This is a genomic window from Exiguobacterium sp. R-39 (assembly GCF_049942815.1).
Classification (GTDB): domain Bacteria; phylum Bacillota; class Bacilli; order Exiguobacteriales; family Exiguobacteriaceae; genus Exiguobacterium_A.
Map to the genome: position 1 here is coordinate 2,261,350 of NZ_CP187965.1, position 24,447 is coordinate 2,285,796.

General features: G+C 46.4%; 21 protein-coding genes and 1 other annotated feature. Of the genes, 9 read left to right on the forward strand and 12 right to left on the reverse strand.

Features of this window, described 5'->3' with window-relative positions; translation table 11 throughout:
• Together ACP26N_RS11915 and dnaE are read right to left on the reverse strand one after the other, a co-directional pair.
• Positions 1–546, reverse strand: a complete 546-nt coding sequence (locus tag ACP26N_RS11915) for a FadR/GntR family transcriptional regulator (protein WP_233494506.1) — start codon at positions 544–546, stop codon at positions 1–3.
• A gap of 74 nt (positions 547–620) precedes the next feature.
• Positions 621–3,788 carry a DNA polymerase III subunit alpha gene (gene dnaE / locus ACP26N_RS11920; protein ID WP_131502797.1) on the reverse strand — a complete coding sequence of 1,056 codons (3,168 nt, stop codon included), beginning with the start codon at positions 3,786–3,788 and terminating at the stop codon, positions 621–623.
• A gap of 154 nt (positions 3,789–3,942) precedes the next feature.
• Here dnaE and ACP26N_RS11925 point away from each other — a divergent pair, with 154 nt between their 5' ends.
• Positions 3,943–4,137 carry a hypothetical protein gene (locus ACP26N_RS11925; protein WP_114595250.1) on the forward strand — a complete coding sequence of 65 codons (195 nt, stop codon included), beginning with the start codon at positions 3,943–3,945 and terminating at the stop codon, positions 4,135–4,137.
• 61 nt (positions 4,138–4,198) lie between these two features.
• On the opposite strand, the gene ACP26N_RS11930 is transcribed toward ACP26N_RS11925, so the two are convergent.
• Positions 4,199–5,134 (reverse strand): DHH family phosphoesterase, encoded by a 936-nt coding sequence (locus ACP26N_RS11930; protein WP_426353905.1) that lies wholly within the window; start codon positions 5,132–5,134, stop codon positions 4,199–4,201.
• A 66-nt stretch (positions 5,135–5,200) separates the two neighbouring features.
• Between ACP26N_RS11930 and ACP26N_RS11935 the strand changes: the two genes are divergently transcribed.
• The gene (locus tag ACP26N_RS11935) at positions 5,201–5,518 is read left to right on the forward strand and encodes a YtpI family protein (protein ID WP_131502799.1); all 318 of its coding nucleotides are present in this window, start codon (positions 5,201–5,203) and stop codon (positions 5,516–5,518) included.
• 41 nt (positions 5,519–5,559) lie between these two features.
• On the opposite strand, the gene ACP26N_RS11940 is transcribed toward ACP26N_RS11935, so the two are convergent.
• Complete coding sequence (locus tag ACP26N_RS11940) at positions 5,560–6,870, reverse strand: DRTGG domain-containing protein (protein WP_026827733.1); 1,311 nt, start codon at positions 6,868–6,870, stop codon at positions 5,560–5,562.
• A gap of 156 nt (positions 6,871–7,026) precedes the next feature.
• Here ACP26N_RS11940 and ACP26N_RS11945 point away from each other — a divergent pair, with 156 nt between their 5' ends.
• Entirely contained in the window at positions 7,027–8,139 is a 1,113-nt protein-coding gene (locus tag ACP26N_RS11945; RefSeq protein WP_426353906.1) for a M24 family metallopeptidase, read from the forward strand.
• A gap of 109 nt (positions 8,140–8,248) precedes the next feature.
• Here the strand turns inward: ACP26N_RS11945 and ACP26N_RS11950 are convergent, their stop codons facing one another.
• The gene (locus ACP26N_RS11950) at positions 8,249–8,974 is read right to left on the reverse strand and encodes an SDR family oxidoreductase (protein WP_131502801.1); all 726 of its coding nucleotides are present in this window, start codon (positions 8,972–8,974) and stop codon (positions 8,249–8,251) included.
• A gap of 152 nt (positions 8,975–9,126) precedes the next feature.
• Between ACP26N_RS11950 and ACP26N_RS11955 the strand changes: the two genes are divergently transcribed.
• On the forward strand, positions 9,127–9,564 hold the full coding sequence (locus ACP26N_RS11955; protein WP_026827730.1) for a universal stress protein: 438 nt from the start codon (positions 9,127–9,129) through the stop codon (positions 9,562–9,564).
• Between the two features lie 92 nt (positions 9,565–9,656).
• On the opposite strand, the gene ACP26N_RS11960 is transcribed toward ACP26N_RS11955, so the two are convergent.
• From ACP26N_RS11960 to tpx, 4 genes are all read right to left on the reverse strand, one after another.
• Positions 9,657–10,262, reverse strand: coding sequence for a 3D domain-containing protein (locus ACP26N_RS11960; RefSeq protein WP_233494505.1), 606 nt, complete (start codon positions 10,260–10,262; stop codon positions 9,657–9,659).
• A 340-nt stretch (positions 10,263–10,602) separates the two neighbouring features.
• Positions 10,603–11,814, reverse strand: a complete 1,212-nt coding sequence (locus ACP26N_RS11965; RefSeq protein WP_114595245.1) for an acetate kinase — start codon at positions 11,812–11,814, stop codon at positions 10,603–10,605.
• Positions 11,815–11,934: 120 nt separating this feature from the next.
• Positions 11,935–12,843 carry a class I SAM-dependent methyltransferase gene (locus ACP26N_RS11970; protein WP_114595244.1) on the reverse strand — a complete coding sequence of 303 codons (909 nt, stop codon included), beginning with the start codon at positions 12,841–12,843 and terminating at the stop codon, positions 11,935–11,937.
• Between the two features lie 103 nt (positions 12,844–12,946).
• Positions 12,947–13,453, reverse strand: a complete 507-nt coding sequence (gene tpx / locus ACP26N_RS11975; RefSeq protein ID WP_131502814.1) for a thiol peroxidase — start codon at positions 13,451–13,453, stop codon at positions 12,947–12,949.
• Positions 13,454–13,617: 164 nt separating this feature from the next.
• On the opposite strand from tpx, the gene ACP26N_RS11980 reads away from it, so the two are divergent.
• On the forward strand, positions 13,618–14,433 hold the full coding sequence (locus tag ACP26N_RS11980; protein WP_026827725.1) for an NAD kinase: 816 nt from the start codon (positions 13,618–13,620) through the stop codon (positions 14,431–14,433).
• A 34-nt stretch (positions 14,434–14,467) separates the two neighbouring features.
• On the opposite strand, the gene ACP26N_RS11985 is transcribed toward ACP26N_RS11980, so the two are convergent.
• Positions 14,468–16,027: an amidohydrolase gene (locus ACP26N_RS11985; protein WP_131972387.1), complete on the reverse strand. Its 1,560-nt coding sequence runs from the start codon at positions 16,025–16,027 to the stop codon at positions 14,468–14,470.
• Between the two features lie 67 nt (positions 16,028–16,094).
• Positions 16,095–17,801, reverse strand: coding sequence for a septation ring formation regulator EzrA (ezrA, locus tag ACP26N_RS11990; protein ID WP_426353908.1), 1,707 nt, complete (start codon positions 17,799–17,801; stop codon positions 16,095–16,097).
• Positions 17,802–18,020: 219 nt separating this feature from the next.
• On the opposite strand from ezrA, the gene ACP26N_RS11995 reads away from it, so the two are divergent.
• The 3 genes from ACP26N_RS11995 to ACP26N_RS12005 all read left to right on the forward strand — a co-directional run bounded on the left by ACP26N_RS11995 (position 18,021) and on the right by ACP26N_RS12005 (position 19,974).
• Positions 18,021–18,506, forward strand: coding sequence for a GAF domain-containing protein (locus ACP26N_RS11995; protein ID WP_114595241.1), 486 nt, complete (start codon positions 18,021–18,023; stop codon positions 18,504–18,506).
• A 225-nt stretch (positions 18,507–18,731) separates the two neighbouring features.
• Complete coding sequence (gene rpsD, locus ACP26N_RS12000) at positions 18,732–19,331, forward strand: 30S ribosomal protein S4 (protein ID WP_012371102.1); 600 nt, start codon at positions 18,732–18,734, stop codon at positions 19,329–19,331.
• Positions 19,332–19,446: 115 nt separating this feature from the next.
• Entirely contained in the window at positions 19,447–19,974 is a 528-nt protein-coding gene (locus ACP26N_RS12005) for a biotin transporter BioY (RefSeq protein ID WP_426353910.1), read from the forward strand.
• A gap of 49 nt (positions 19,975–20,023) precedes the next feature.
• Here ACP26N_RS12005 and tyrS read toward each other — a convergent pair whose 3' ends face one another.
• On the reverse strand, positions 20,024–21,271 hold the full coding sequence (gene tyrS / locus ACP26N_RS12010) for a tyrosine--tRNA ligase (RefSeq protein WP_426353911.1): 1,248 nt from the start codon (positions 21,269–21,271) through the stop codon (positions 20,024–20,026).
• Between the two features lie 48 nt (positions 21,272–21,319).
• Positions 21,320–21,521: a binding site (T-box leader), on the reverse strand.
• A gap of 150 nt (positions 21,522–21,671) precedes the next feature.
• Here tyrS and ACP26N_RS12015 point away from each other — a divergent pair.
• Positions 21,672–24,338 (forward strand): transglycosylase domain-containing protein, encoded by a 2,667-nt coding sequence (locus tag ACP26N_RS12015; protein WP_426353912.1) that lies wholly within the window; start codon positions 21,672–21,674, stop codon positions 24,336–24,338.
• Positions 24,339–24,447 lie beyond the last annotated feature (109 nt).

Genomic DNA, 24,447 nt, shown 5'->3' on the forward strand with positions numbered 1-24,447 from the left:
CTACGAGCGTTTTAGAAAAGCTTCCCGTTCCGCTCGCGTATAGAGCTCCCCTTGACCAAAACTTTGATAGAAGGCATTCACTTGCCGCCAAATCCGCTCAAACAAATCGTTATCGATTGTAGCGATCAGCGTTTCCCGAAAAGCCGCATCGGAATCGACGTGCACTTCTAGAATGGACGCGTCTGCGAGTTGAACAAATGCTGCTTGTTCAAGCAAACGAAGTGTTCCTGCCAGATCTTCAAACTTTGAATCGCCGGTCACTAAAAATTGTGCGATGATTTGAATATAGGTATGGTCATCACGGTTTAAAAGAAAACTCCCTCCGCCGTGCCTCGTCTCGATGATTCCGAGATAAGCTAACGTCCGAAGTGCTTCCCGGACAGACGGACGACTAATCGACAGTCGTTCTGCCAATTCACGTTCTGATGGAATTCGATCTCCCGGCACAAAACCATCCTGTTCGATCATCGTTTTGATTGCTGAAATATTCATTTCAAAAGCATTCCGCTTTTTCTCCATTTGTACAGCACCACCTTCCTGACGCATGCGTCATTTCCTTATTCCGGCGGTCATTGGTCAGACCAATTACCCCTTATTATAACAAATCTTATTACCTACTACTAGTTCGAACGAGGGACATTTTTCAAGATGATATTCGTTTCCCCGAATCGAATCCGGAGTTGCGCCATCAATTCTTCTTCCTGTTGGATGGCATACATTCCCGGCAGTGATTTGGTCTCATTCGTATCGGCATAACGAACGACGACCGGAATATCCCCGGGGACGGTCTCGAGCATCCGCTCAAGAACCGCGAGATCATTTTTGGACGGTAGTTTGACGAATAACACATCTTGCCCTAAAGGACGTAACCGCTCCAGGACGAATTGCCGGTTCCCTTCGCGTTCCTGCACCTTCACTTCAATCAACAAGACGTTTCCGATATACAACGAACGTTTAAACGCTGCATACTGTTGCGGAAAAACGACAACTTCTTCCGTCGAATACCCATCAACGGCATGCATGACCGCCATCGTTTGGGCGCGTTTTGTCTTAAATTCACGGATTTGCTCAATATAACAGACCAGGTAATTGGTTTGATTGCCTTCAAGGGAAACCGTTTGAAAATGCGTCGTTTCAACCGGCGGCTTCATCGCGGTCATCAATGGGGAATAGGTCAACCAAAATCCGAGTGATTCACGCTCAAGGCGTGCCCAATCCGTTGCTGTCCGGTTCGTTTGTGCCGTTGTCTTTCTTCGCCCGAGACTTGCGAGTTCATCCGGAAGAAGTGTATTCGAAGCCATCGTAAAGTAGTCAAGGACTTCCTGTTCCGCTAGCCCACGGTCTCCATGAGTTGCCCGATCGAGCGCTCCGCTGTATAACAAAAGTTCAATCTTAGCCCGTTCTTTTTTCCCCCAACCAACTGCTGACAATAATTGTGTAATCGTTTGCGAGGTTTTGGCCGCTTCCCGTAACGTCTGAAAATCTTTTTCCGTGATTCCCCGAAGTGTTTGAACGCCGAGCCGGATTCCTTTACCTTCTAATGTCGAACGGTAATCCGACATCCAAATATCAGGCGGCAGTACCGGAAGACGTTTTTCCCGCATGACACGCACGAGACGTTCCGGTTGATCGATCGATACCAATGAAAAGATTTGTGGATAATGGGCCTTCATGTATCCGAGGGCATAACTGATTTTCGTATACGCCACGGCATGACTACGGTTAAATCCGTATCCGGCAAACCGTTCAATTTGATCGTACAACGTTTCGGCGACCGTTAAATCAAAACCGTTTTGCAGCGCCCCTTCAATAAATCGTTGTTTTTCCGCCTCTACAGACTGACTGCTTTTTTTCGAGATTGCCCGCCGTAATAAATCAGCTTGCGCCAAGGTGAATCCGGCGACCCGGCGTGTAATCTCCATGATTTGTTCTTGGTAGACGATGACGCCGTACGTCGCGGTTAAAATCTCTTCTAAAATCGGATGGACCATTTGATAGGGTTGACCGGCTTTTCGTTTCGCATAGAGATCGATGAATTTCATCGGTCCCGGACGGAACAGTGACATCGTCGCGACCAGATCCTCGAACTGATTGGGCTTGACCTCCCGTAACGTCTGTTTCATTCCGGCCGACTCAAATTGGAAGATGTGATCCGTCTCCCCTTTGGCGAACAATCGTAACGTCGCTTTGTCCTCGTCCGGTATCCGTTCCACCAAGAAATCGGGGTACGTATGTTGAATCAATTGTTCCATCTGCCGCAGTCGTGTTAAATTCCGTAACCCCAATAAGTCAATCTTCAGCAATCCTTGTTGTTCGATGGCCTTCATTAGATATTGTGTAACGAACCGTCCGCTGGCATTCAAATCAACCGGTGTCGTCTCGATCAACTCATCTGATCCGATGATGACACCGGCAGCATGAATGGAACGTTGGCGTGGTAATCCTTCAATTGCTTGAGCAAGCTGCAGTAATTGGCGTCGTTTTTCACTGCCCGAGAACCAGCGGTAAATGGAAGCCTGTTGTTCAAGGCCTTGTAATGTCGTCACTTTTCCCAACTGTTTCGCTGCCGCATCTGTTTCATCTTTAGAAAACTCCAACACCCGTGCAACATCGCGTAATGCTGCTTTCGCTCCAAGAGTCGATAACGTTCCGATCTGACCGACATGTTGCTTCCCGTACCGTTCGACCAGGTACTCAAGCACTTCTTCCCGCCGCTCATCTTCGATATCAATATCGATATCGGGCATCGAGATCCGCTCCGGATTTAAGAACCGTTCAAATAACAACCCGTATTTCAGTGGGTCTACCGTCGTAATCCCGAGAGCATAACTGACGAGCGACCCTGCGGCCGAGCCCCGTCCCGGTCCTACACGGATGCCTTTTACCTTCGCATGGCGCACTAAATCTTCGACGATCAGAAAGTAATCAGCAAATCCCGTTTTTTCAATGACTTCCAGTTCATACTGCAACCGTTTTGTCGCTTCTTCCTCGACATGTCCATGTGCGAGCAAGCCATCATGCGCCAAACGGTTCAATGCATGATTCGAATCATCCGATACTTGCGGGAGAGGACGTGATTGAAACGGCAACGTCAATGTTTCCTGCGACTCTCCCCATTGTTTCAGCAACCGCAGTTCCCGATCAGTATACTGCTCGTGCAACTCCTCCATTAGTTTAAAGTGAGCCGTCCGACTGACTTTTTGATCAGCGAACGTCGACCCTTCGTCAATCGCACGCAAAGCTTGAAACGCTTCCGCCTCTTCCCGAAACAGATAACGAACAGGATCGATGGGAATCGTTTCGATTCCGAGCGCATTTGCCGCTTGACGGTACTGTTCCCTGCTGTCGCGCTCAACGGTCGACCGGACCGCCTTGACGCCGAGAAAAATCTTCGCTTTGTGCGCTGATCCCATCCAGTGGGCGATGAGACGCCGTAAGCGCGAGTCATCTTCCGGTGCTTGGCGTTTTGGTTCCAGGACAGCGATCAATTGTGAATAGTCTTCAACAGGCATCTCACTGGCAAGCCGGTAGAGTGCTTTTAGTCCATGACTCGTCTTCGCATACCACAAAATCGTGAGTTCATCCGGTTCTATGACTTGTTCTAGTCCGATGATCGGAGTCAGTTCCCGTTGCGCACAACCTGCCATGAACGCCGGCACGCCGGTCAAGGACGTTTCACAGATGGCTGCAGCTGAAAAGCCGCGTCGTTTGACCTCATCCAGATAACGATCCATCCGAATCGTACTTTGCAAAGGACTGTATGCTGTACGGACATTTAGTTGGATCATTCTTTTTCCTCCATTCTCATCTGCTTTTATTCCTTCCATAAATGAAACGTTTTCAGAAGTTTCATATCTATGCGTTTCTGAGTCTCGCCATCCCCATCATTTTTCGCTACAATAAAAAGAGAACATCATGACTTGCACGGAAGGAGAGTTTGCCATGATTTTAAACCGTAGCCAAATTGCCCGCGAAAAAGTAGAACAACTGAAATTAGGGGTAACCGCATTTACCGAGACTGAAGAAATCGCTGAAAAAATCCGGAAGTCCGTTAAAGAACTTGAATTAAACGTCATTGAAGATCACACAGAACGGGGAACTTGGTTCATCCCTCAAGAAGAGGCTTCCACTCATTGATGCTAAAAAAAGCTGTTCGCCATGTATCCGAAACAGGATGATGGCGAGCAGCCTTTTTTTATTAGAACGTAAAGGCTTCTGCCACTTCATTCAAACGGGAGACGACCGTATCCACTTCCGTCAAATCTTTGATCGTCGCACCTGATGCCATCGGATGTCCGCCACCATTAAATTCTTTGGCTACCTCATTGATGACCGGCCCTTTCGAACGCAGGCGGACACGAACTTCCTTATCAGTTTCGAGGAATAATGCCCATGCTTTTAAGCCTTTCAGACCTGCGAAGCTATTGACGAGGAGGGACGCTTGTTCAACGGTCGCATCGAATGTCGCCAATGTATCCTGTGTCAACACGACATACCCGACGCCGGCTTTCGTCAACTGGATATGTTGCAAGACATAGCCTTGTAACTGTAAAGCAACCAGTTCCGTCTGATACATGTTGCGGTAGAGCCAATCCGTATCGATTCCTGTATCCAGCAGTTGCGCTGCGACGGAAAATGTCCGGCTTGTCGTGCCTCTGAATTGGAAGCGGCCTGTATCACCGACAATTCCTGCATAAAATTGAATCGCCGCCATTGCCGGAATCTCGTACTCCCATTCATTTAAGAGGTGAACCAATAATTCTGACGTCGAACTGACGGTTGTATCCACAAGTTGAACGTCGGCGTATGGATCTTCGTCCGGATGGTGGTCGATTTTAATCGTGTGTTGACCGTTTAAGGCTTCCGCTCCATCGATCCGTCCTTGATTGGCGGTATCCAGGACGATGACGAGTGCATGCGCGTACTCTGCTGCTTCTACAGCATCGAGCTCTCCCATGAATGAAAGGGAGGTCGCCATCTCGCCCACTGCCTTTATTGTTTTATCGGGAAATCGCTTTTGTAAAACCAGCTGTAATCCAAACTGACTGCCTAGCGCATCAGGGTCCGGACGTTCATGCCGATGAATGATGATTGTCGATGCTTGTTCAATCAATTGTCTGATTTGTTCTTTCACAGTGCACAGCTCCTCTAAATATTGATATGATACAAACAGATATAGAAAGAAAAGGAGGTCATCCATATGCAGTTTGTTCTCATTCTGTTAATCGTCTTATCTCTTGGTGGATATTTACTTGCAAAACGACGTGCGTTTCATACGAAAAGCACGAACCGGAAATTTTTATTCAATACGCAAGCGAGCATCTGGCTCAGCTTGTTCGTCATTCTTTTTGCCGTTAACCAATTTGTGTCTGGTGACGGATTGACGACGACGATCGGAAAAGTCGTCTGTTCGATTCTGATTGTCATCGGTGTCGCTTCATTTATCGCAGGTTTCATCCGCTATAAGAAAATCTATCCGTATGTCGTCCGTGAAATGGAACAGTCGGAACAATCGTAAAAAAGACGGTAGCTACCGTCTTTTTTTGTGTCCAGTCCCTGTCATCGATCGATTAGTTGTGACGTCACGAGTGCTTTCGCCACGATTTGTGTACCTTGATACATCTCGACATCCACTTTTCCGAACTTCCGTCCGACATCAAACACATTGGCTCGAATCGTAATCGTACTCTCGATTTGAACAGGTTTGATGAAATAAATGCTGACATTTTCGATGACGAGGTCACCCTTTTTCATATGACGCAACATCCGTGTCGCTCCTTCGACGAGCAAGGTCGTCAAGACACCACTCGAAGCCGTCCCCATGAAGTTCGTCATCTGCGGTGAGACTTCGAGTGAAAGGTAAGGTCCTCTCGCATCTTCTGCCGCTTTGATCTGTCCTGTGATCAAGTCATCAAACGTTTCGCCGACTTGCGGTTGACGGTTCGCCAGTTGCAGGGCTTTCAAGACATCTTGCCGGCTGATGATGCCAAGCAGACGTCCGTACTGATCGATGACCGGTAACATCTCGATCCCTTCCCATACCATCTGGTGCGCGGAGTTCGTCACGCTTGTCCGGATTCCGACCGTGATCGGGTGACGGGTCATGACTTTTTCGACCGGCCAGTCATGTGGACGATCAATGATATCCTTCGCCGTCACGACACCGACAACCTTCATCTGTTCATCAATGACCGGATAACGGTTATGTTTTGTCTGCTCATTAAGTTCATGCCATCTGGCAATCGGGTCGTTCGTTTGCAAATAAAACGTATCGTGTAAAGGAATTAAGATATCGGAGACCAGTAAAATTTCTTTTTTGATCAGTCGGTCATAGATGGCCCGGTTGATCATCGTCGCGACAGTGAACGTATCGTAAGACGTGGAAATGATCGGCAACTCCATTTCGTCTGCCAATCGTTTTGCGTCTTCCGTCGTGTCAAAACCACCGGTAATTAAAACTGCTGCTCCTGCATCCAAGACCAGCTCATGTGCTTTTTCCCGGTTTCCGATGATGACGAGACTGTCGACATCGATATAACGCATCATCGCTTCTAACTTCATCGCGCCGATGACAAACTTCGTCAATGTCTTATGAAGTCCGTCACGTCCTCCGAGAACCTGTCCATCGACGATATTGACGACTTCCGCAAACGTCAGTTTTTCAATATTTTCTTTTTGTTTCTTTTTAATGCGAATCGTCCCGACACGTTCAATCGTTGAGACGAACCCTAAATTTTCCGCTTCTTTGATGGCACGATATGCCGTACCTTCGGATACCGTTAAGTCCTTTGCGATTTGCCGGACGGATATTTTGGCGCCCACATCGAGATCCTCAATGTGCCGGATGATCTGTTCATGTTTTGTAGGCATGCTGTATCCCTTCTTTTTCCTATATTCTACTCTTCTGTCATTATACTGTACCACTCCAACGAATGAAAAGTGTACTAGTCCCGATTTGCGAGAAATGTTTTCCGTTTCTAACGATGGTATACTGAATCCTGAAACGAACAGAGAGGTGGAAGCGATATGTTAGAACGGACAAATCAGATTAGTCGTGTATTACAGGAATCAGGAATCGACGTTGCATTGATTACGTCAAAAGCGAGTGTGTTTTATTTTTCAGGTGTCTATGCGGAACCTCATGAACGTGTGATGGCTGTCATCGTAGATGCTAACGGAAAACGTGCCCTCTTCTGCCCAGCCCTCGAAGCCAACATCGTCGCTGCAAGTCCATGGGACGGCGAAGTCATTACGTATGCGGACCACGAGCATCCATTTGACAAAATTAGCGAAACCCTGAAGACATTTTCGATTTCCAATAACCGAATTGGAATTGAAGGCGAACACATGACTTTCAGCCGGTTTAAAGAGTTGGAAGCCCGTCAGGAAAATGCGGCAATTCTTGATATTGGTCAACCCTTGCAAGCACTACGCCTAAAAAAAGACGCTCAAGAAATTGCAATTCTCCGCGAAGCAGCAGCATTAGCTGACGAAGCGATCGAAATCGGCAAACAGGCGATTCGTCCCGGCGTCACGGAAATGGAAGTCATTTCAACAATCGAGTTCGAAATGAAAAAGAAGGGCGTCCGTGAGATGTCGTTCGATACATTGGTTTTATTCGGAGCAAACAGTGCCGATCCGCATGGTGTGCCCGGTGACCGAGTCATTCAAGAAGGCGATTTCGTTCTGTTCGACCTTGGTGTCGTTTGGAAAGGATATTGCTCAGACATTACTCGGACGTTCGTTTACGGGGAAGCCAGTGAAGAACAACAAACTATTTATCAAACAGTTCTTCAAGCACTTGAAGCAGCAACGGAAGCCAGCCGGGTCGGCGTGACTCTTGGTACATTAGATCAAGCTGCCCGGAAGGTGATTGAACAAGCCGGTTACGGTGACTATTTCACCCATCGTGTTGGACACGGTATCGGCATCGATGTCCATGAATTCCCGTCACTCGCATCGAACAACTTGCTGACAGCGGAGTCTGGAATCGTATATACACTGGAGCCAGGGATCTATGTCCCGAACGTCGGCGGTGTCCGTATTGAAGATGACATTCATTTAACCGAGAGCGGACCGGAAGCACTGACCCGCTATCCGAAGCACCTCCAATCCTTACCGGTAACAGCCGTACAGTAAACGAAATCAGAATCTAATAAAAACAAAAATCAGGTGGACGGAATTCGAATTCCGCCCACCTGATTTGTATACACAGCCAAATCTAGCTGTTAATCCTTCTTCCGAAAAATCACGGTCGTGATTGATGCACAACATTGACACCACCGGTCACATCAAGAATCGCCCCTGTAATCAGACTGGATTCTTCCGCTACTAAAAATGAAATCGTCCGCGCGATATCTTCTCCGACACCTGTCCGTCCGACCGGCGTCTGTTCATCCGCCGTCGCCTCTTCAATCCGTTTTGACTTATTGTCGCCCACAATATTACCGGGATTGACCATGTTTACCGTAATTCCGTATTCCGCCTCTTCAAGCGCTACACTTTTCGTCAAACTGACCATACCGCTTTTCGCAGCGGCGAATGCAGCTCGCTCCACCCACCCGGGTGCAGATGCACTCTCCGGAAAACCGTATGTAATAATACGTCCGTATTGTTGTTCGCGCATAATCGGAAGGATTTTTCGCAATAACCAAAAACTGGCTGTCAGGTTACCGGTCACTACTTCATTCCACTCTTCATCCGAATAGTCGACAAGCGATTTCCGTTCGAAGATATACGGTCCCGCGTTTAAAATTAACGCGTCAATCCGACCGTGGGCAGTCATCGTTTGTTCAACCGCATCCATCAATTGATTTTGCTGCGTGACGTCCGCTTTAATCAAATGAAGTCGTTCGTGAACAAATGTCGGCTCCGAGCGGTGAAGCGCAGTGACGTGCCACCCCTCCTCGAGTAAACGACGGGTCACCATTTCACCGAGTCCTTTTGTTCCTGCTGTAATTAACGCGTGCCTCATCTTGGCATCGCCTCCTTTCATCTCTTTCCATCTTACGGGTTCCGCTGGCGAAGAACAATTTTAAAATCTCCTTAAATGTTCCTCACCTTCTACTTGAGGGAATGGTATAATAAGGGTGTAAAATCAGAGGAAGACGAAGGGATGGATACAAGATGGCAATCGTATATCATAACATTTTAGTAGCAGTCGACGGATCAAAAGAGGCAGAACGTGCTTTTGAAACGGCGATTGACGTCTCACTTCGAAACAATGCCAAACTCGTCATTGCTCACGTCATCGATACACGGACTTTCGCAACTGTCGAGGCCTACGATCGGACGATTACCGAACGTGCCGAATCCTATGCAAAAGAACTGCTCGATGATTACGTCAAGACAGCTCAGGAGCGTGGTGTAAAAGATGTTGAAGTCGCTATTGAATACGGTTCCCCGAAAGTAACCATCGCCAAAAAACTTGCACCCAACCATAATGTCGATTTGATTATCTGTGGAGCAACCGGCTTAAACGCTGTTGAACGTTTCTTTATCGGTAGCGTTTCAGAAAGTATCACACGTTACGCGAAGTGTGATGTCTTGATTGTTCGTCTTTAATTGAACTCATTTTGAGCACTTTCTCTTTCAAGAGGAAGTGCTTTTTTGGACAAAAAAATCAATCGCACCAATGTACGATTGATTGAAATGACTTATTTGTATTTAACAGTGACGTTACGACGACCCCAGTTAAATGCTTCGGCACGTGAGTAGTACAAAATGTCCATCTTCTTGCCTTTGATGGCACCACCTGTATCTGCTGCTGTATATGTCCCTTTTAATTTCCCTTTGTAATACACTTTGACTGTTGAACGAAGGGGAATCACACGTGGATCAACTGCTACGACTTTCTTTTTCGAGCTCTTGATGTTCCAGCCGATTGCCGTTAAATTACCGCTACCTGGATCGTATGGTGTATAAGCTGTTGCACTTACGTTTGTGATTGTTTTCCAACCACCTGTTGATTGTTTTTTCGATCCGCTTGATGTGACGACTTTCGAATAACGGGCACTGAGGTACGCCGTTTTTCCTTTATAACTTACTTTATACCAGTTTCCTGTTTTAGCTTTGTACGGTAACGTTTGATTCTTATATAGAAGACCGAGTTTCTTGGACGCTGTGGTAGCTTTCTGGCGAACAATCAGACTATCGACCGACGACTTGACATTTTTTTTAGTTGCAGCTTCCGCTTGAAGACCTGCAAACGAACTGAGTGCTAACAAGACTGCTAAAACACTAGCGATTATTCGTTTCATCATCATGTAATCTCTCCTCCATAATTGTCCCTGTTTTGTAACTTACATTAATATACATGACAAAATGAAGCTGTGCCGTTACATATAGACCACAAAAAGATGACGTCATTGTTACTTTTATATTACAAAAGTCTCATTTTTATCGGTTTCAAACCGTTTTTTCGACAATAATCGGTTTAACTTTCGTTTTCACGTTTTTTATATGACAAACCTTGTAACAAACGTTTTTATTACGAGAAATCATCTCACCTGTTTTCACTCCGTTGAGATGATTTTCTTCAAACAAAAAAACGCCTGAATACAACTTTCGTTGTGATCCAGACGTTTGCTCAAAAAGATTTAATTATGCGTTTTGCTCGACCAATCCACCGATACGAACCGTGTCACGGGCAATCATCAATTCTTCATTCGTCGGAATGATGATGACTTTGACCGGTGAATGCGGATAGTTGATGAACAATTCTTCTCCGCGTGCACCGTTGTTGAGTGAAGGATCCCAATAAACGCCCATGAATTCAAGGCCACGTAAGACACGCTCACGGATCGAATCCGAGTTTTCACCGACACCTGCTGTAAAGATGATGGCATCGACGCCATTCATCTCTGCTGCATACTGACCGATATAGCCATGAATCCGGTTAGCGAAGATTCGTAACGCCATTTCCGAACGGTGATTTCCTTCTGTCGCTGCAGATTCAACATCACGCAGGTCACTTGAAAGACCAGAAAGACCGTAGATGCCTGACTCTTTGTTCATGACATTTAGAACGTCTTCTGCTGTCTTGCCGGTTTTCTCCATCAAGAATGGGATCAAGGCTGGGTCAAGCGAACCAGAGCGCGTTCCCATCGTGATTCCTTCGAGTGGTGTGAAGCCCATTGTTGTATCAAGTGATTCTCCGCCTGCGACAGCTGCGATCGATGCTCCGCTACCGAGGTGACATGAAATCAGACGCAAGTCTTGTAATGGACGGCCCAACAATTCAGAAGCACGTTCCGTGACATATTTATGGCTTGTTCCGTGGAAACCGTACTTCCGGATGCCGTACTCTGTGTAGTATTCGTACGGAAGACTGTACAGGAAGTTTTCTTCCGGCATTGTTTGGTGGAAAGCTGTATCAAAAACAGCGACTTGCGGTACTTCCGGTAAAATCGCTTGGAACGCACGAATTCCGATCAAGTTTGGCGGAATGTGTAACGGACCGAGCTCCGTGTAAGATTCGATGTCTTGCATGACTTCTTCTGTAATGACAACAGAGTCCGCATATTTTTCTTTACCGTGTAACACACGGTGTCCGACACCTTTGATCTCATCATACGATGAGATGATGCCGAATTCCATGAGTTTCTCAAGTGATAATTCAACTGCTTCTTTATGTGTCGCAAGCGGAAGAACATCCGTGTATTTCTGTCCTTCGCCATATTTAATCGTAAAGATGGCATCGTCTTTTCCGACGCGCTCTACTAAACCAACTGCAATCATCGTTTCATTCGGCATCTCAAGTAATTGGAACTTCAGTGACGAACTACCGGCGTTTACTGCCATAATCTTTGCCATGATTTATTTCCCCTTTTCCATTCAAATCGATCGACATTCACATCTGTATGAGTCTTGCTCTTTTTCTGTTCTACACTAGAATAGTCAAATTAACGACAGATTTCAATCACTTTGCGCATTTCATTTTAATTCTGTGTTAATCCATTCATCAATCTGTTTCACCATCCCGCCGAAGGCACGGGCGTCGGTAAACGATGGCAACTCGGCCAACAATGCCTGTTTTGGCATCGTCATACCTGCCAAGTGGTTCCGGACAATCAAATAACTTTTAGCTGCTTGTTCCTGCTTGAACATCGTCAACGGTAACTGGAGGATTCCGACGACATGGGCTTTTGTTTCGAAATATTGCTTCAGCTTACCTTCTGTATCATGTTGAAAGAGTCCGTTCGGAATGACAAACACTCCAAACCCGCCCGGTTTCACATAATTCATTGCTTGTTCGATCAACAGGAAATGGCTGTAACTCATACCTTCATCCCGTTTTAAAACGTATGTTTTCGAGACTTCTTCATCCGGATAATAGCCGATCGGCAAATCTGCCATCGCTAAATCGACCGGATCAAGCAAAAGCGGACGCAAAGCATCCTGATGCGTATAGTTGACCGGATAATCCATGAGTTCAGAAACAGATGCCGACAGTCGAATTAATGTTTCATCCACCTCAACGGCTTCGGCAACCGTATCTTTCGGAAGTTGACTGAGGACAGCATGCAACATACCGCCTGTCCCGCTGCCAAGATCCAGCAGACGGACATCCTCCTTCTTGATTAGTTTCCCGATTAAATAACCCGCAAACAATGCGACGCTGTCCGGTGTCGGCAAGTGATTCGGTTGTGCCTGTTTCATTCCTTCGAGAATGGCAAGTGATACGGCTTTTCGGACGGTTTCCGGTTCTACGTTTTCCGTATGCCGTTCATTCAAACGGTCGATGACTTCCGTCAGACCTTCAAGGTACGGCATGTCTAAATCACGTTCTAATTTACGCGTTTGCTGTGTCAATTCTTTATATAATTTTTCTAGTGATTCCATGTGTGTTCCATCCTTTCAAAACGAAACGGCCCCCGCACTTCTTGGGAGCCGTTCTTTCTCATTACTTTCATTGTAGCGGTTTTACGCCGTTTGTAAACCATTCTTACTTCGTTGTTTTGGCTCCTTTGGCAGCCGCAAGTGCTGATTCAAAATCAACTTCATTCGTTGACTCTTCTAGATATTCCGCATAAACGACTTCATTTGCTGCGTCGATGACGAAGACCGAACGAGCCAGTAAACGAAGTTCTTCGATTGCGACTCCGTACTGTGTACCGAACGAAAGATCACGGTGATCTGACAGCGTCACGACGTTGTCGAGTCCACTCGCCGCACACCAACGACGTTGTGCAAACGGTAAGTCGTTTGAAATCGTCAAGACTGTTACACCTTCAATAGCCGCTGCTTCTTCGTTGAATTTACGTGTTTGGGCATCACAGACACCTGTATCGATTGATGGTACGACACTGATGATTCGAACTCCTTCATACGTATCGCGTGTCACCGGTGAAAGATCGTTTGCTAACACTTCGAAATCCGGTGCCTCTTGTCCGATTTCAACAGGTGTTCCGATTAATGTGATTGCGTTCCCTTTAAATGTTGCCATGTAAATTCCCCATTTCCCGATAGATTCATATGTCGTTTTCCATTCTACTATAGAAATGCCACCACGGTAACACAAGATTTCTGCCCGCACTTCGAGCTGGCAGTACCGATTTTTGTCAAAGACGGGTATAATAAAGGAGTTCATGAAACGCTTTCAAGGGGGAATTGACCATGGCTCGAAACAATGTCTACCTGTATTACCGTAACAAACAAAGACACGAGACGCAGGTACGTAAACTGATTGAAGTAGGAAATCGGTATGGACTGAATGTCGTTCAGGACCACAAACAAGCCAACATCATTGTCTCGATCGGCGGAGACGGTGCCTTCCTTCAAGCGGCACGCTTTACAGGATTCCGGGAAGATGCGATTTATGTCGGGTTTGCCGAAGGACCGAACTCATTTTATTGTGACTTCGATATCAACGATCTCTCTTCGGTTGAAGCCATATTCAAGGAAACCGGAAGCCGTGCTTCTGAAGGTGAAATTGAAGTCCGTCGCTATCCGCTCCTCGAAGCTTCAATTAACGGTGGACCGGGTATGTTGTGTCTAAATGAATGTTCCGTTAAGTCGAGCATCATCAAGTCGCTGGCAATTGAGGTCTATATCGACGGGTTCCTGTTTGAGACATTCCGCGGGGACGGTATGGTCATCTCGACACCAACCGGTTCAACGGCTTACAACAAATCATTATCAGGGGCAATCGTTGATCCATTAATCCATTGTCTTCAAGTCAGTGAGATTGCTTCCGTCAACAACAACCGGTACCGGACACTCGGATCGGCATTCCTCTTGAATCGCGGTCGTAAGTTGTCTTTACGCATCATCGAAGATGGCAACGACTATCCGATCATCGGAATGGACAATGAAGCGCTCAGTTTAAAACGGACAGATTCCGTCGATATTCAATTATCGGAAAAAGAACTCAAGACCGTTAAATTAACGAATAATACATTTTGGCATAAAATCCAACGTTCTTTCCTGTAAAACAAAAAAACTGCCGATTGGCAGTTTTTTTATTTTAATTCATGACTGGCGTCGCCTCAAAAACAGTTCTTCCTGCCTGAACAGTCTCCAGCAACCGGTTGGTTAAGACAGCTTCCCCGCTTAACATGTAGAAATCCTGTTCAAAGATGACGAAGTCTGCATCGTATCCCGGAAGCAACATTCCTTTTCGTCCATGTGTATCGGTTGCGATATGTGGATTTTTCGTGAACAACAGCAGGGCTTCATACATTGATAATACTTCGTCCGTCTTATTGATGTTACCTGCTGTCCCCGTCGTCGCAGCATACAAGGCACGCCGGACATCCGGACTTGAAATCGGCGCATCGGATCCACCGCACAGAAGCGCTCCCGTATCCGCAAGAGATTTCAGCCGATAGGCCCAGTCCAAGCGATTCAACCCGAGTCGGTCTTGCGCAAAATCAGCATCATCGAGCAGGAAGACCGGTTGGACATCGATCAAGACCGGCAATTTTCGAATTCGTGCCAACAACTCCGGACGTACGACCGTTGCATGAATGATTCGGTCCCGTGTCCCTTTTGGAGCCGGGTATTTTTCAAGGACGGCTACGAAACGTTCGATCGCCAAGTCCCCGATGACGTGTGCCGCTACCGTAAAGCCGTAACTCCGGGCCCGTTTGACGAGTTGTTCCAACTGTTCCGGAGAATGGACTTCGATGCCGCGTGTCGTCGCATCATCCGAATATCCTCTGCCAAGCAGTGCCGTCCGTCCTCCGAGCGCCCCGTCGACGAACAGTTTCATCGCACCGGTCGACAACGTCGGCGGCAGGACGGGATTCAGTTGAATAAGTTGATCAATGACTAAATGATGAACGAGCAGATGAGCATGGAATCCCGTTTCTTCCGTCACTTCCCGGTATGCTTGTAAGACTTCTTCTAAATCGCCATGATACGCCAAATCTTCCGTATGCGCAGCAACAATACCATGACGGTACAAATCTTTAATGGCTGACCGCAACGAGGATTTATTCCGCTCGACTGAGCCCGATTGCAGGGCATACAACGGTTCGATCGCCGCATCATAAAGAAATCCGTCCGCTTCTCCCGATTCGAGTAACCCGATTTTCCCACCTTCAATGACGGTTGACGATTTGTATCCCAACTGTTTGAACAAAACATCGTTGACGAGTACGGTATGCCGATCCGTCCGCTTCAACAAGGCCGGTTCTGTCGGAAAGAGCTGATTTAACCATGCTTTCGTCGGTGCCCGGTCAAGCTTCGTTTCATCGTATCCTTCTGCCACATGTAATCCGTTAACGGCTTCTGCCTCGACGAATGCTTTTCCCAATTCCGCTAACGTGGCATAACGCGACGCATCCACACGTCCGATGGCTTCACCGTATCCGATCAAATGAATATGTGCATCGGTGAAAGCCGGATAAACCGCTTTCCCGTTCAAATCAACGATCGACAGAATCCGTCTTCCAAACCGCCGTCGTAACTTGCTTTCTTCACCCATGGCAATGATCCGTTCTCCTTCAATGAACATCGCCGAGTGAATATCTGTTTCGTGCGTCATCGTTCGAATGATTCCGTTTACGTACAGTTTCCCCATCTCAATCGCTCCCTTTTTTTACAAAAACAGGGTGACCTGGACGGCCACCCTGAATTGTCAGTGATGATTATGCATGCATCGTTTCCGGTTGACCACATGCTTTTCGAATACGTTCAATCGAATTAGGATCAAATTGTTGTAGTACTTGTTCTCCTAACGCAATCGTCCGTTCATAGTCTCCTGCAAGGAACTTCGTCTCAGCAATCGTCAACGACATATGTATCTCGTTATCTTGTCGGCGGAATCGATTGGCGTATTGAACGAGCCGTTCTGCATAAGTGACTTCGAATACTACTTTATCTATCCGTTCTTGCAATGTTTTAAACGTTCCGTTGACATCTTCGCTTTGGGAAACGATGTAATGGACGTTAAACGGTAACTCTTCGAGCCGTGTTTCAAGCGTCTGCAGCGAACGACTTGATGCTTGTAAAGCTTCTTCGACGTCTGCCGGGATTTTCGGAAGACCGAGTCGTTTTAAGCGCAAGCGGATGGTCGATAACAATTGTCGCCATTCGGCAACACGTTGACGGACTTCTGTTTCTTCTTTCCGTAACGCCTGCAATTCAACCGCGAATCGTTCGTATTGAAGCATCAATTGTTCTTCCAATCGGACAGCATCCCGCATTTGATCTTCCAGCATACTGAAGGGGATGATCCGGCTTGCAATCGATTCATCCAAATCTTTCGCTGCTCCAAATAACATTTCTTCATCCCGTTGAATCGATTCGTAATGTTCTCCTAAATCTGCCGAAATCTCATAGTTTTCCCGCAACATGCTGAATTCTTGTGCCAATTGATGAACCTTTTCACGCATCCGTAATGCTTTTTGCTTCAATGATTGATTTTCTTTTTTCACATGGTGCCGGGCATCGACTTCACGACGGAACGTATCGTACATTTGGTCGATATCTGAAGCAAGTTGCTGCACCTGCTCTTCAAGTCCGTTAATTTCAAGGAATTCGAGCTTCTTGACGAGACTCAAACGTTGTTCTTCAAATCGTTTGATATCAGATTGCATACCGAGTGGTTCAAGCGGATACCCATCTAATGTCATCTCTTTATAGCCGGCTCCGAGCTGATCAATGCGCTGTCTCAATTCGTGAGCGAGTGTCTTCCACTGCTGTGGAATCACTTCGACGAGTTGACGTGTTTCTTCTACTTTTGTTTCAAGTAACAAACTTGTCTCATAGGCTTTCGTCACTTCACCCGCTTCTTCAAAGGCAACCATCTCAATCCGTAACTGGTCAATCTGTTCCGCCTGTTCTTCCAATTTAGGTAACGCAGGTCCGAATGACGTCGCCTGCAACAATAACGATTTACGAATTTGACTGGAGTTTGTTTCGCCTTGTGCCTTAAGCTCCGCCAAGACCGATTGATTTGTCTTGAACGTCGACATGTCTACCAGCATCCCATCAATTAATCCCTCGAGTTCGGCAATTAATTGTTCTGTTACCTCCAGATCATTTTTAACCGCAACAAACCGGTAACGATCCAGCCCTTCTTCCGCTCGATATAATGTCTCATCGATTTGTGCGACGTGGACTGTCACTAACTCCTCCCATGCCTGATGCCAGGAAGTGAATTTCGTCTCCGTCTCACCCGCCATCGGGAGTTCCTTCAGTTCTTGCAACTCCTTCGGAATCGACGCGCTGATGATTCCTTGTTTCCGAAGATCAAGTTCATCGATTTTCGTATAATATTTTTTCCGACTGATCATGCTAAACAGCATGACGAGTAATACGATGACGATGACACCAATCACCCATGCCCACATTTGCTACGACCTCCACCCTATCAAGCGACTTTATATTTTGAGAAATTCGCTTTAATCTTATCCTTATAATAGTATAGCGCAACCGATTTGCATAGATTTACTCGGGCTTTTACTAATTTCTTCCGAATTTTTAGCCGGGTTTCTTGAAATCAATTGTTTGTCAGTCGTGTGAAAACCCGATAAGATGATTAAAATATGATTTTTCAGGAGGAATTCTATATGTTTGAGACAACGACTTATGATGGTGACCGGACAAAACAATACGAAATGCTGAATAAACAGCTTGATGCGTTACTGACTGGGGAAACGAATCAGATTGCCAACCTTTCAAATGCAAGTGCCTTACTCGGTCAATTTCTCGACCGGACGAACTGGGTCGGGTTCTATTTAATGGACCCGGAACAAAACGAGTTGGTCCTTGGTCCATTCCAGGGACTGCCGGCGTGTGTCCGGATTCCGCTCGGACGGGGAGTTTGCGGAACAGCCGCTCAGGATCAAACAACACAACTCGTCATGGATGTCCATGCGTTCCCGGGACATATCGCCTGTGACGCAGCAACTAATTCGGAAATCGTCGTGCCGTTGATCAAAGACGGAAAAACGATCGGCGTCCTCGACATCGACAGTCCTGAACTCAACCGCTTCGACGAAACGGATCAAGCCGGTCTTGAAGCATTCAGCGAAATTCTTCTTCGCCATATTTGATTGACAGCAGGAATCAGCAGACGTATACTTGTAAAAGTGCAGAAATGATAACGATAGCGGTCAAATCGCTTACGTATCACATTTCATGACTCGGCTTTGCCGGAGGGGCATCGTGTAACTTTGCTATCAAGCGAGGGTGCCACATCATGAAATGGGCGTAACGTGGGTTTGATGGCGTTATTATTTTTATGCAAATAATAACGAACACTAAGGAGGAGTCTTATTATGGCTCGCTATACAGGTCCAGCTTGGAAACTTTCACGTCGTCTCGGTATCTCACTTACTGAAACAGGAAAAGAAATCGCAAAACGTCCGTACGCTCCAGGACAACACGGTAACAGCCGTCGCAAAATGTCTGAGTACGGTCTCCAACTTCAAGCGAAGCAAACGCTTCGTCACATGTACGGAGTAAACGAACGCCAATTCAACCGTATCTTCAACGATGCTGGCAAAATGCCTGGTATCCACGGTGAGAACTTCATGTTCTTACTTGAAGCACGTCTTGACAACGTTGTTTACCGTATGGGTATGGCTCGTACACGCCGTGCTGCTCGTCAGCTCGTCAACCACGGTCACATCCAAGTTGATGGCGCTCGCGTCGACATCCCGTCGTTCCGCGTGAAACCAGGTCAAACGATCTCAGTTCGCGAAAAATCAAAGAACTTTGTCGTTATCAAAGAAGCACTCGAAGTTGCACCAGCAACTAAAGACTTCGTTACTTTCGATGCTGAGAAGCTCGAAGGAACGTTCGTCCGTCTTCCAGAGCGTTCTGAATTGAACGATCAAATCCAAGAACAACTCGTCGTTGAGTACTACTCACGTTAATCAGTTGTTTCAAGCATCCACTCCGGTGGGTGCTTTTTTTGTTTCCCTTTTTCACGTTTTGTGTTAACCTTTATTTTATATTGGTTAACACAAAACATAGAGGACGTGTCATCTTATGAAAACAAAAGATCTTACATTTATCGCTTTAGGTGCTGCCATCATTTCTGCGGTCAGTTTACTGCCGCAACTTCAACTCGTCGGTCCGGTACCAATCACGCTTCAAATGCTCGCCATCATGACGGTCAGTGCCATTCTCGGTGCGAAACGCGGTGGACTGGCTGTCCTGATCTTCTTATTGCTTGCCGCTGCCGGTCTTCCCTTACTTGGTGGAAAAGGAGGACTTGCCCCATTCGTCGGTCCGACCGTCGGTTATCTGATTGCGTTCCCGATTGCCGGTTTCTTCATCGGTCTCGTCGCTGAAAGGACACGCCGTTTCATTCCGCTATTCATCGGGATGCTCGTGTTTGGACTCGGACTCGTTTATCTGCTCGGCACGTTCGGTTTGATGATCGTCTTGCATCTGTCGTTCCTCGATGCCCTGACAATCAACATTCCGTTTATTCTCGGTGATGTCCTAAAAGCGTTGCTCGCAACAACGATCGCCGTCCGTTTGCTTCCCCTTCGCCTGTTCCGTGTCGCTTAAACAAAAAAAACAACGCTGACGAAATCGCCAGCGTTGTTTTTTATTCGCTTCAAGCGTGCTCGAGCACGAAGTATTTCTTTTTCCCACGACGGATGATCGTGAAATCACCAATCGCATCTTGTTTCGTAATCTCTTTTGTCAATTCCTGTTCTCGGTCCCCATTGATGTAAATCGCACCGTTTGTCACATCTTCGCGTGCTTGACGCTTCGACGGACTGATTTGGGCTTCGACAAGGATGTCGACCAGGTTTGTTGCCTCTCCCAGTGCGAAACGTGGCATTCCTTTGAAGGCATCGGCAATATCTTCTGCTTTCAACGATTTGATTTCACCGCTGAACAATGCTTTTGTAATCCGTTCCGCTTGTTCGAGTGCCTCTGCGCCATGAACGAGAACTGTCATTTCTTCTGCCAACCGGCGTTGTGCAACTCGTTTTTCAGGTGCCGTCTCGACTTCCTGTTGAAGGGCGTTGATTTCGTCAGGTGTCAGGAACGTAAAATATTTTAAGAACTTGATGACATCAAGGTCATCGACGTTGAACCAAAACTGGTAAAACTCGTACGGTGTCGTTTTATCAGCATCGAGCCAAACTGCTCCACCGGCCGTTTTCCCGAATTTTTGACCATCCGATTTCGTAACGAGCGGCACTGTGATTCCGAAAGCCTTTTGGTCATGACCGACGCGGCGAATCAATTCCATTCCTGCCGTGATGTTTCCCCACTGATCACTTCCACCGACCTGCAGGCGACATCCTTCATTTTCGTACAGCTTCAAGAAATCGAACGATTGAAGCAACATGTAGGAGAACTCCGTGAACGAGATTCCGTTTTGCAGACGTGAGTCAACGGAGTCTTTCGCCAACATGTAGCTGATCGGGAAATGTTTCCCGATGTCGCGCAAGAAATCAATGATTGTCAAATCCTTTGTCCAGTCAAGATTGTTTGCAATCGTTACGGGATTTTCGCCATCAAGCGGCAAAAAGCGTGACAATTGTCCTTTAATCCGGTTGGCGAATTCTTCGACGATATCCGATGTATTCAATGAACGTTCTGTCGAGCGGCCACTCGGATCACCAATCATTCCCGTTGCCCCTCCGACTAATCCAATCGCCTGGTGTCCCGCTTGTTGGAAACGTTTTAACACAAGAATCGGCAATAAGTGTCCGATGTGGAGTGAATCTGCTGTTGGATCAAATCCAGTGTATAGTGTCGTCGGACTTTCAAGTAATTCTTTAATTCCTTCTTCGTCCGTCATTTGACTGATCAATCCGCGAAACTCTAAATCTTCCAGTAACGTCATCTGTCTTCCCCCTAAAATAGTCTAAAAAAAACCGTCCCCTCGTCTGAACGAAGGGACGGAATATTCCGTGGTACCACCCTAATTGCATGAACCTCATGCCACTTAGATTGCCGATAACGGGGCAGACCGCCTGATTTCTCAAGAAGCTCCTGGAAGCATAATTCATGAAGCGCTATGTCCTAGTTCGCAGCACCACTAGGTCTCTGATACAGGGAGCGGTTCATTACTTTTTTCCAATCACAGCTGATTCTACTATACTTTTGATTAAGATGTTTCCATGATACGTTGAAGCAGAATCCACTGTCAAGCCATTTTCTAATACTTCAGTTATGGTATAATACGTCTATCTGTGATTTAATGTTAATTTACACCCAAGTTTAAGATGTAAAGGAGATCATTTATGCGCGAGAACTGGTTCAAGTTTTGGAATCATCCCCGGACGAAAGCCGTTCGGCACTGGTCGAATATCACATACGACGTATCTTGGAATATCATTTTATTCCTCATCATAGGGGTCTTGTTAGTCGGAAGTTTTTCTGTCGGAGCAGCGGGCGGTTATTTCGCTTCGCTTGTCAAAGATACAAAAGCACCGAAACTGACAGAAATGAAACAACAAGTAAACAGTTATGCCATTACGAGTGAGATTTATTGGGGAAGTGGCGAAAAGCTGACGAACATTGCCACGGACGAAGAACGTCAACCTGTCAATATTAAGGAAATTTCTCCTTATCTGCTCGATGCTGTCCTATCGACAGAAGATGTTGATTTTTATGAGCATGATGGAGTCGTACCAAAAGCTACATTACGTGCCGTCTTACAAGAGGTGACGAACTCGTCTTCCCGGACAGGCGGAAGTACGTTGACACAACAGTTGATCAAAAACCAAATCCTCACGAATGAAGTCTCGTTTGAACGGAAAGCCAAAGAAATCATTTTGGCTCTGCGTCTCGAAAATGCGATGACAAAAGATGAGATTCTGCAAGCTTATCTGAATGTCGTTTCGTTTGGTCGAAATTCACTGGGACGAAATATCGCCGGAATCGAAGCTGCGTCACGTGGTGTGTTTAACAAACCGGCCAAAAAACTGACGTTACCACAAGCTGCTTTCCTCGCAGGTATTCCAAAAAATCCTTACTACTACACACCTTACCTTCAAGGTGGAGTGGTCAAAAAAGATTTGACGCCGAGTACCAACCGGATGAAAACGGTCTTAAAGCGAATGTATGTCGCGAAAAGCATTACAAAAGCACAATATGAGAAAGCTGTAAAATACGATATTACAAAAGATTTTTCTAAAACATCAAAACGTTCACGTGATACGTATCCGTATGTCTATGATTTAGCTGAAAAAGAAGCACTTAAAATCATGACAAGCTATTTCATGAAACAGGACGGGATCAAAGAAGATGAGGTTAAACCTTCTGAACTTGCCGAAGTCAAAGCCAATTATCGGGATCAGGCATTGATTGCGATGCGACAAGGCGGATATAAAATTCATTTGACACTGGATAAAAAGATTCACGAAGCGATGCAAACACCGGCTAAAAATGCGTCGAACTTCCCGAGTGCGCCGCAATACAAACAAGTCGTCAATCCAAAAACGAAAAAGACAGTCACGAAAAAAGATCCGGAAGAAACCGCTGCTGTCATGGTTCAAAATGAAACAGGTCGGATTTTAGGATTTGTTGGTGGACGTTATATGGATGGAACAGCCGATGACTTCAACCGTGCTTTCCAGGCGAAACGTCAAATCGGTTCGACTGCTAAACCAATTCTTGTTTATTCGAACGGAATTGAAAATGGATTAATCACACCGGCATCGACCATTAATGACGAAGAGTATTATTACCAGACCGTTCCGCGTCAACCCGGTGATAATCCAATCAACAATGAAGGCGGACGTTACCGTGGAAACGTCACCGTACGCGAAGCATTGGAACTGTCTCTAAACGTTCCTGCCGTTAAAACGTACGAGAAGATGAATATGTCGAATTCGATTCAAAAATTAGTCGATATGGGAATTGAAATTCCGGATAATATCCGCTATGCCCCATCTGCCGCTTTAGGAACGATGGAAATTACACCAGTTGAACTTGCCGGAGCTTATGCAACGCTTTCCAACTACGGTGAATACGTCAAACCCTATGTCATTTCGAAGATTACGAAAGACGGTAAAAACATCTATAAAGCAAAATCAAAGAAAAAGCGTATCTACCAAGATCGTACCGCTTATTTGACGCTTGATATGATGCGGGGTGTCTTTGATAAAGGAACGGCGCAATATGCCAATTCATTACTCAAGGTACCTGGTGATTGGGCAGGTAAAACCGGGACGACCAATGAAATCAAAGACTCGTACCTGGTCGGTTCAACACCTGGTGTCACCCTTGCCGTCTGGACCGGACATGACCAAAACAACTCATTGATGGGTGCAACCACGTACTATCAACGGACACAAAATCTTTGGGCTCAAATGGCGAATCTGACGTATAACGCAAACAGCAGTTACTTTAAGTCAGGTGCCCGATTCAATCAGCCGGCCTCTGTCAGTGCAGATGACTTCAAAAACACCGGTCGTTTCAAAGAGGAAGACCAAAAGAAAAAAGAAGCGGAAGCAAAGAAAAAAGCAGAAGCAGAAGCAGAAAAGAAAAAACAAGCCGAACAAGATAAAAAGAAAGCGGATGAAGCAAAAGCCAAAGCGGAAGCGGATGCCAAACAGAAAGCGGACGATACAAAAGCCAATGCCGACGCGGATGCTAAACAGAAAGCAGACGAAGCAAAAGCGAAAGCCGATGCGGATGCCAAACGCAAAGCAGACGAAGCAAAAGCGAAAGCCGATGCGGATGCCAAACGCAAAGCAGACGAAGCAAAAGCGAAAGCCGACGCGGATGCCAAACGCAAAGCAGATGAAGCAAAAGCGAAAGCCGACGCGGATGCCAAACGCAAAGCGGATGAAGCAAAAGCGAAAGCCGACGCGGATGCCAAACGCAAAGCAGATGAAGCAAAAGCGAAAGCCGACGCGGATGCCAAACGCAAAGCGGATGAAAAGCAGAAAAACGCTGAGTAATCTAAGTTCCGTCACTAAAGCATCGACTCTAAAAGAGTCGGTGTTTTTTTAGTTTCCGTTCAAAACAAAAAACAAGACCACCTACTTCCGCTTTCTCCGGAAATAAGTG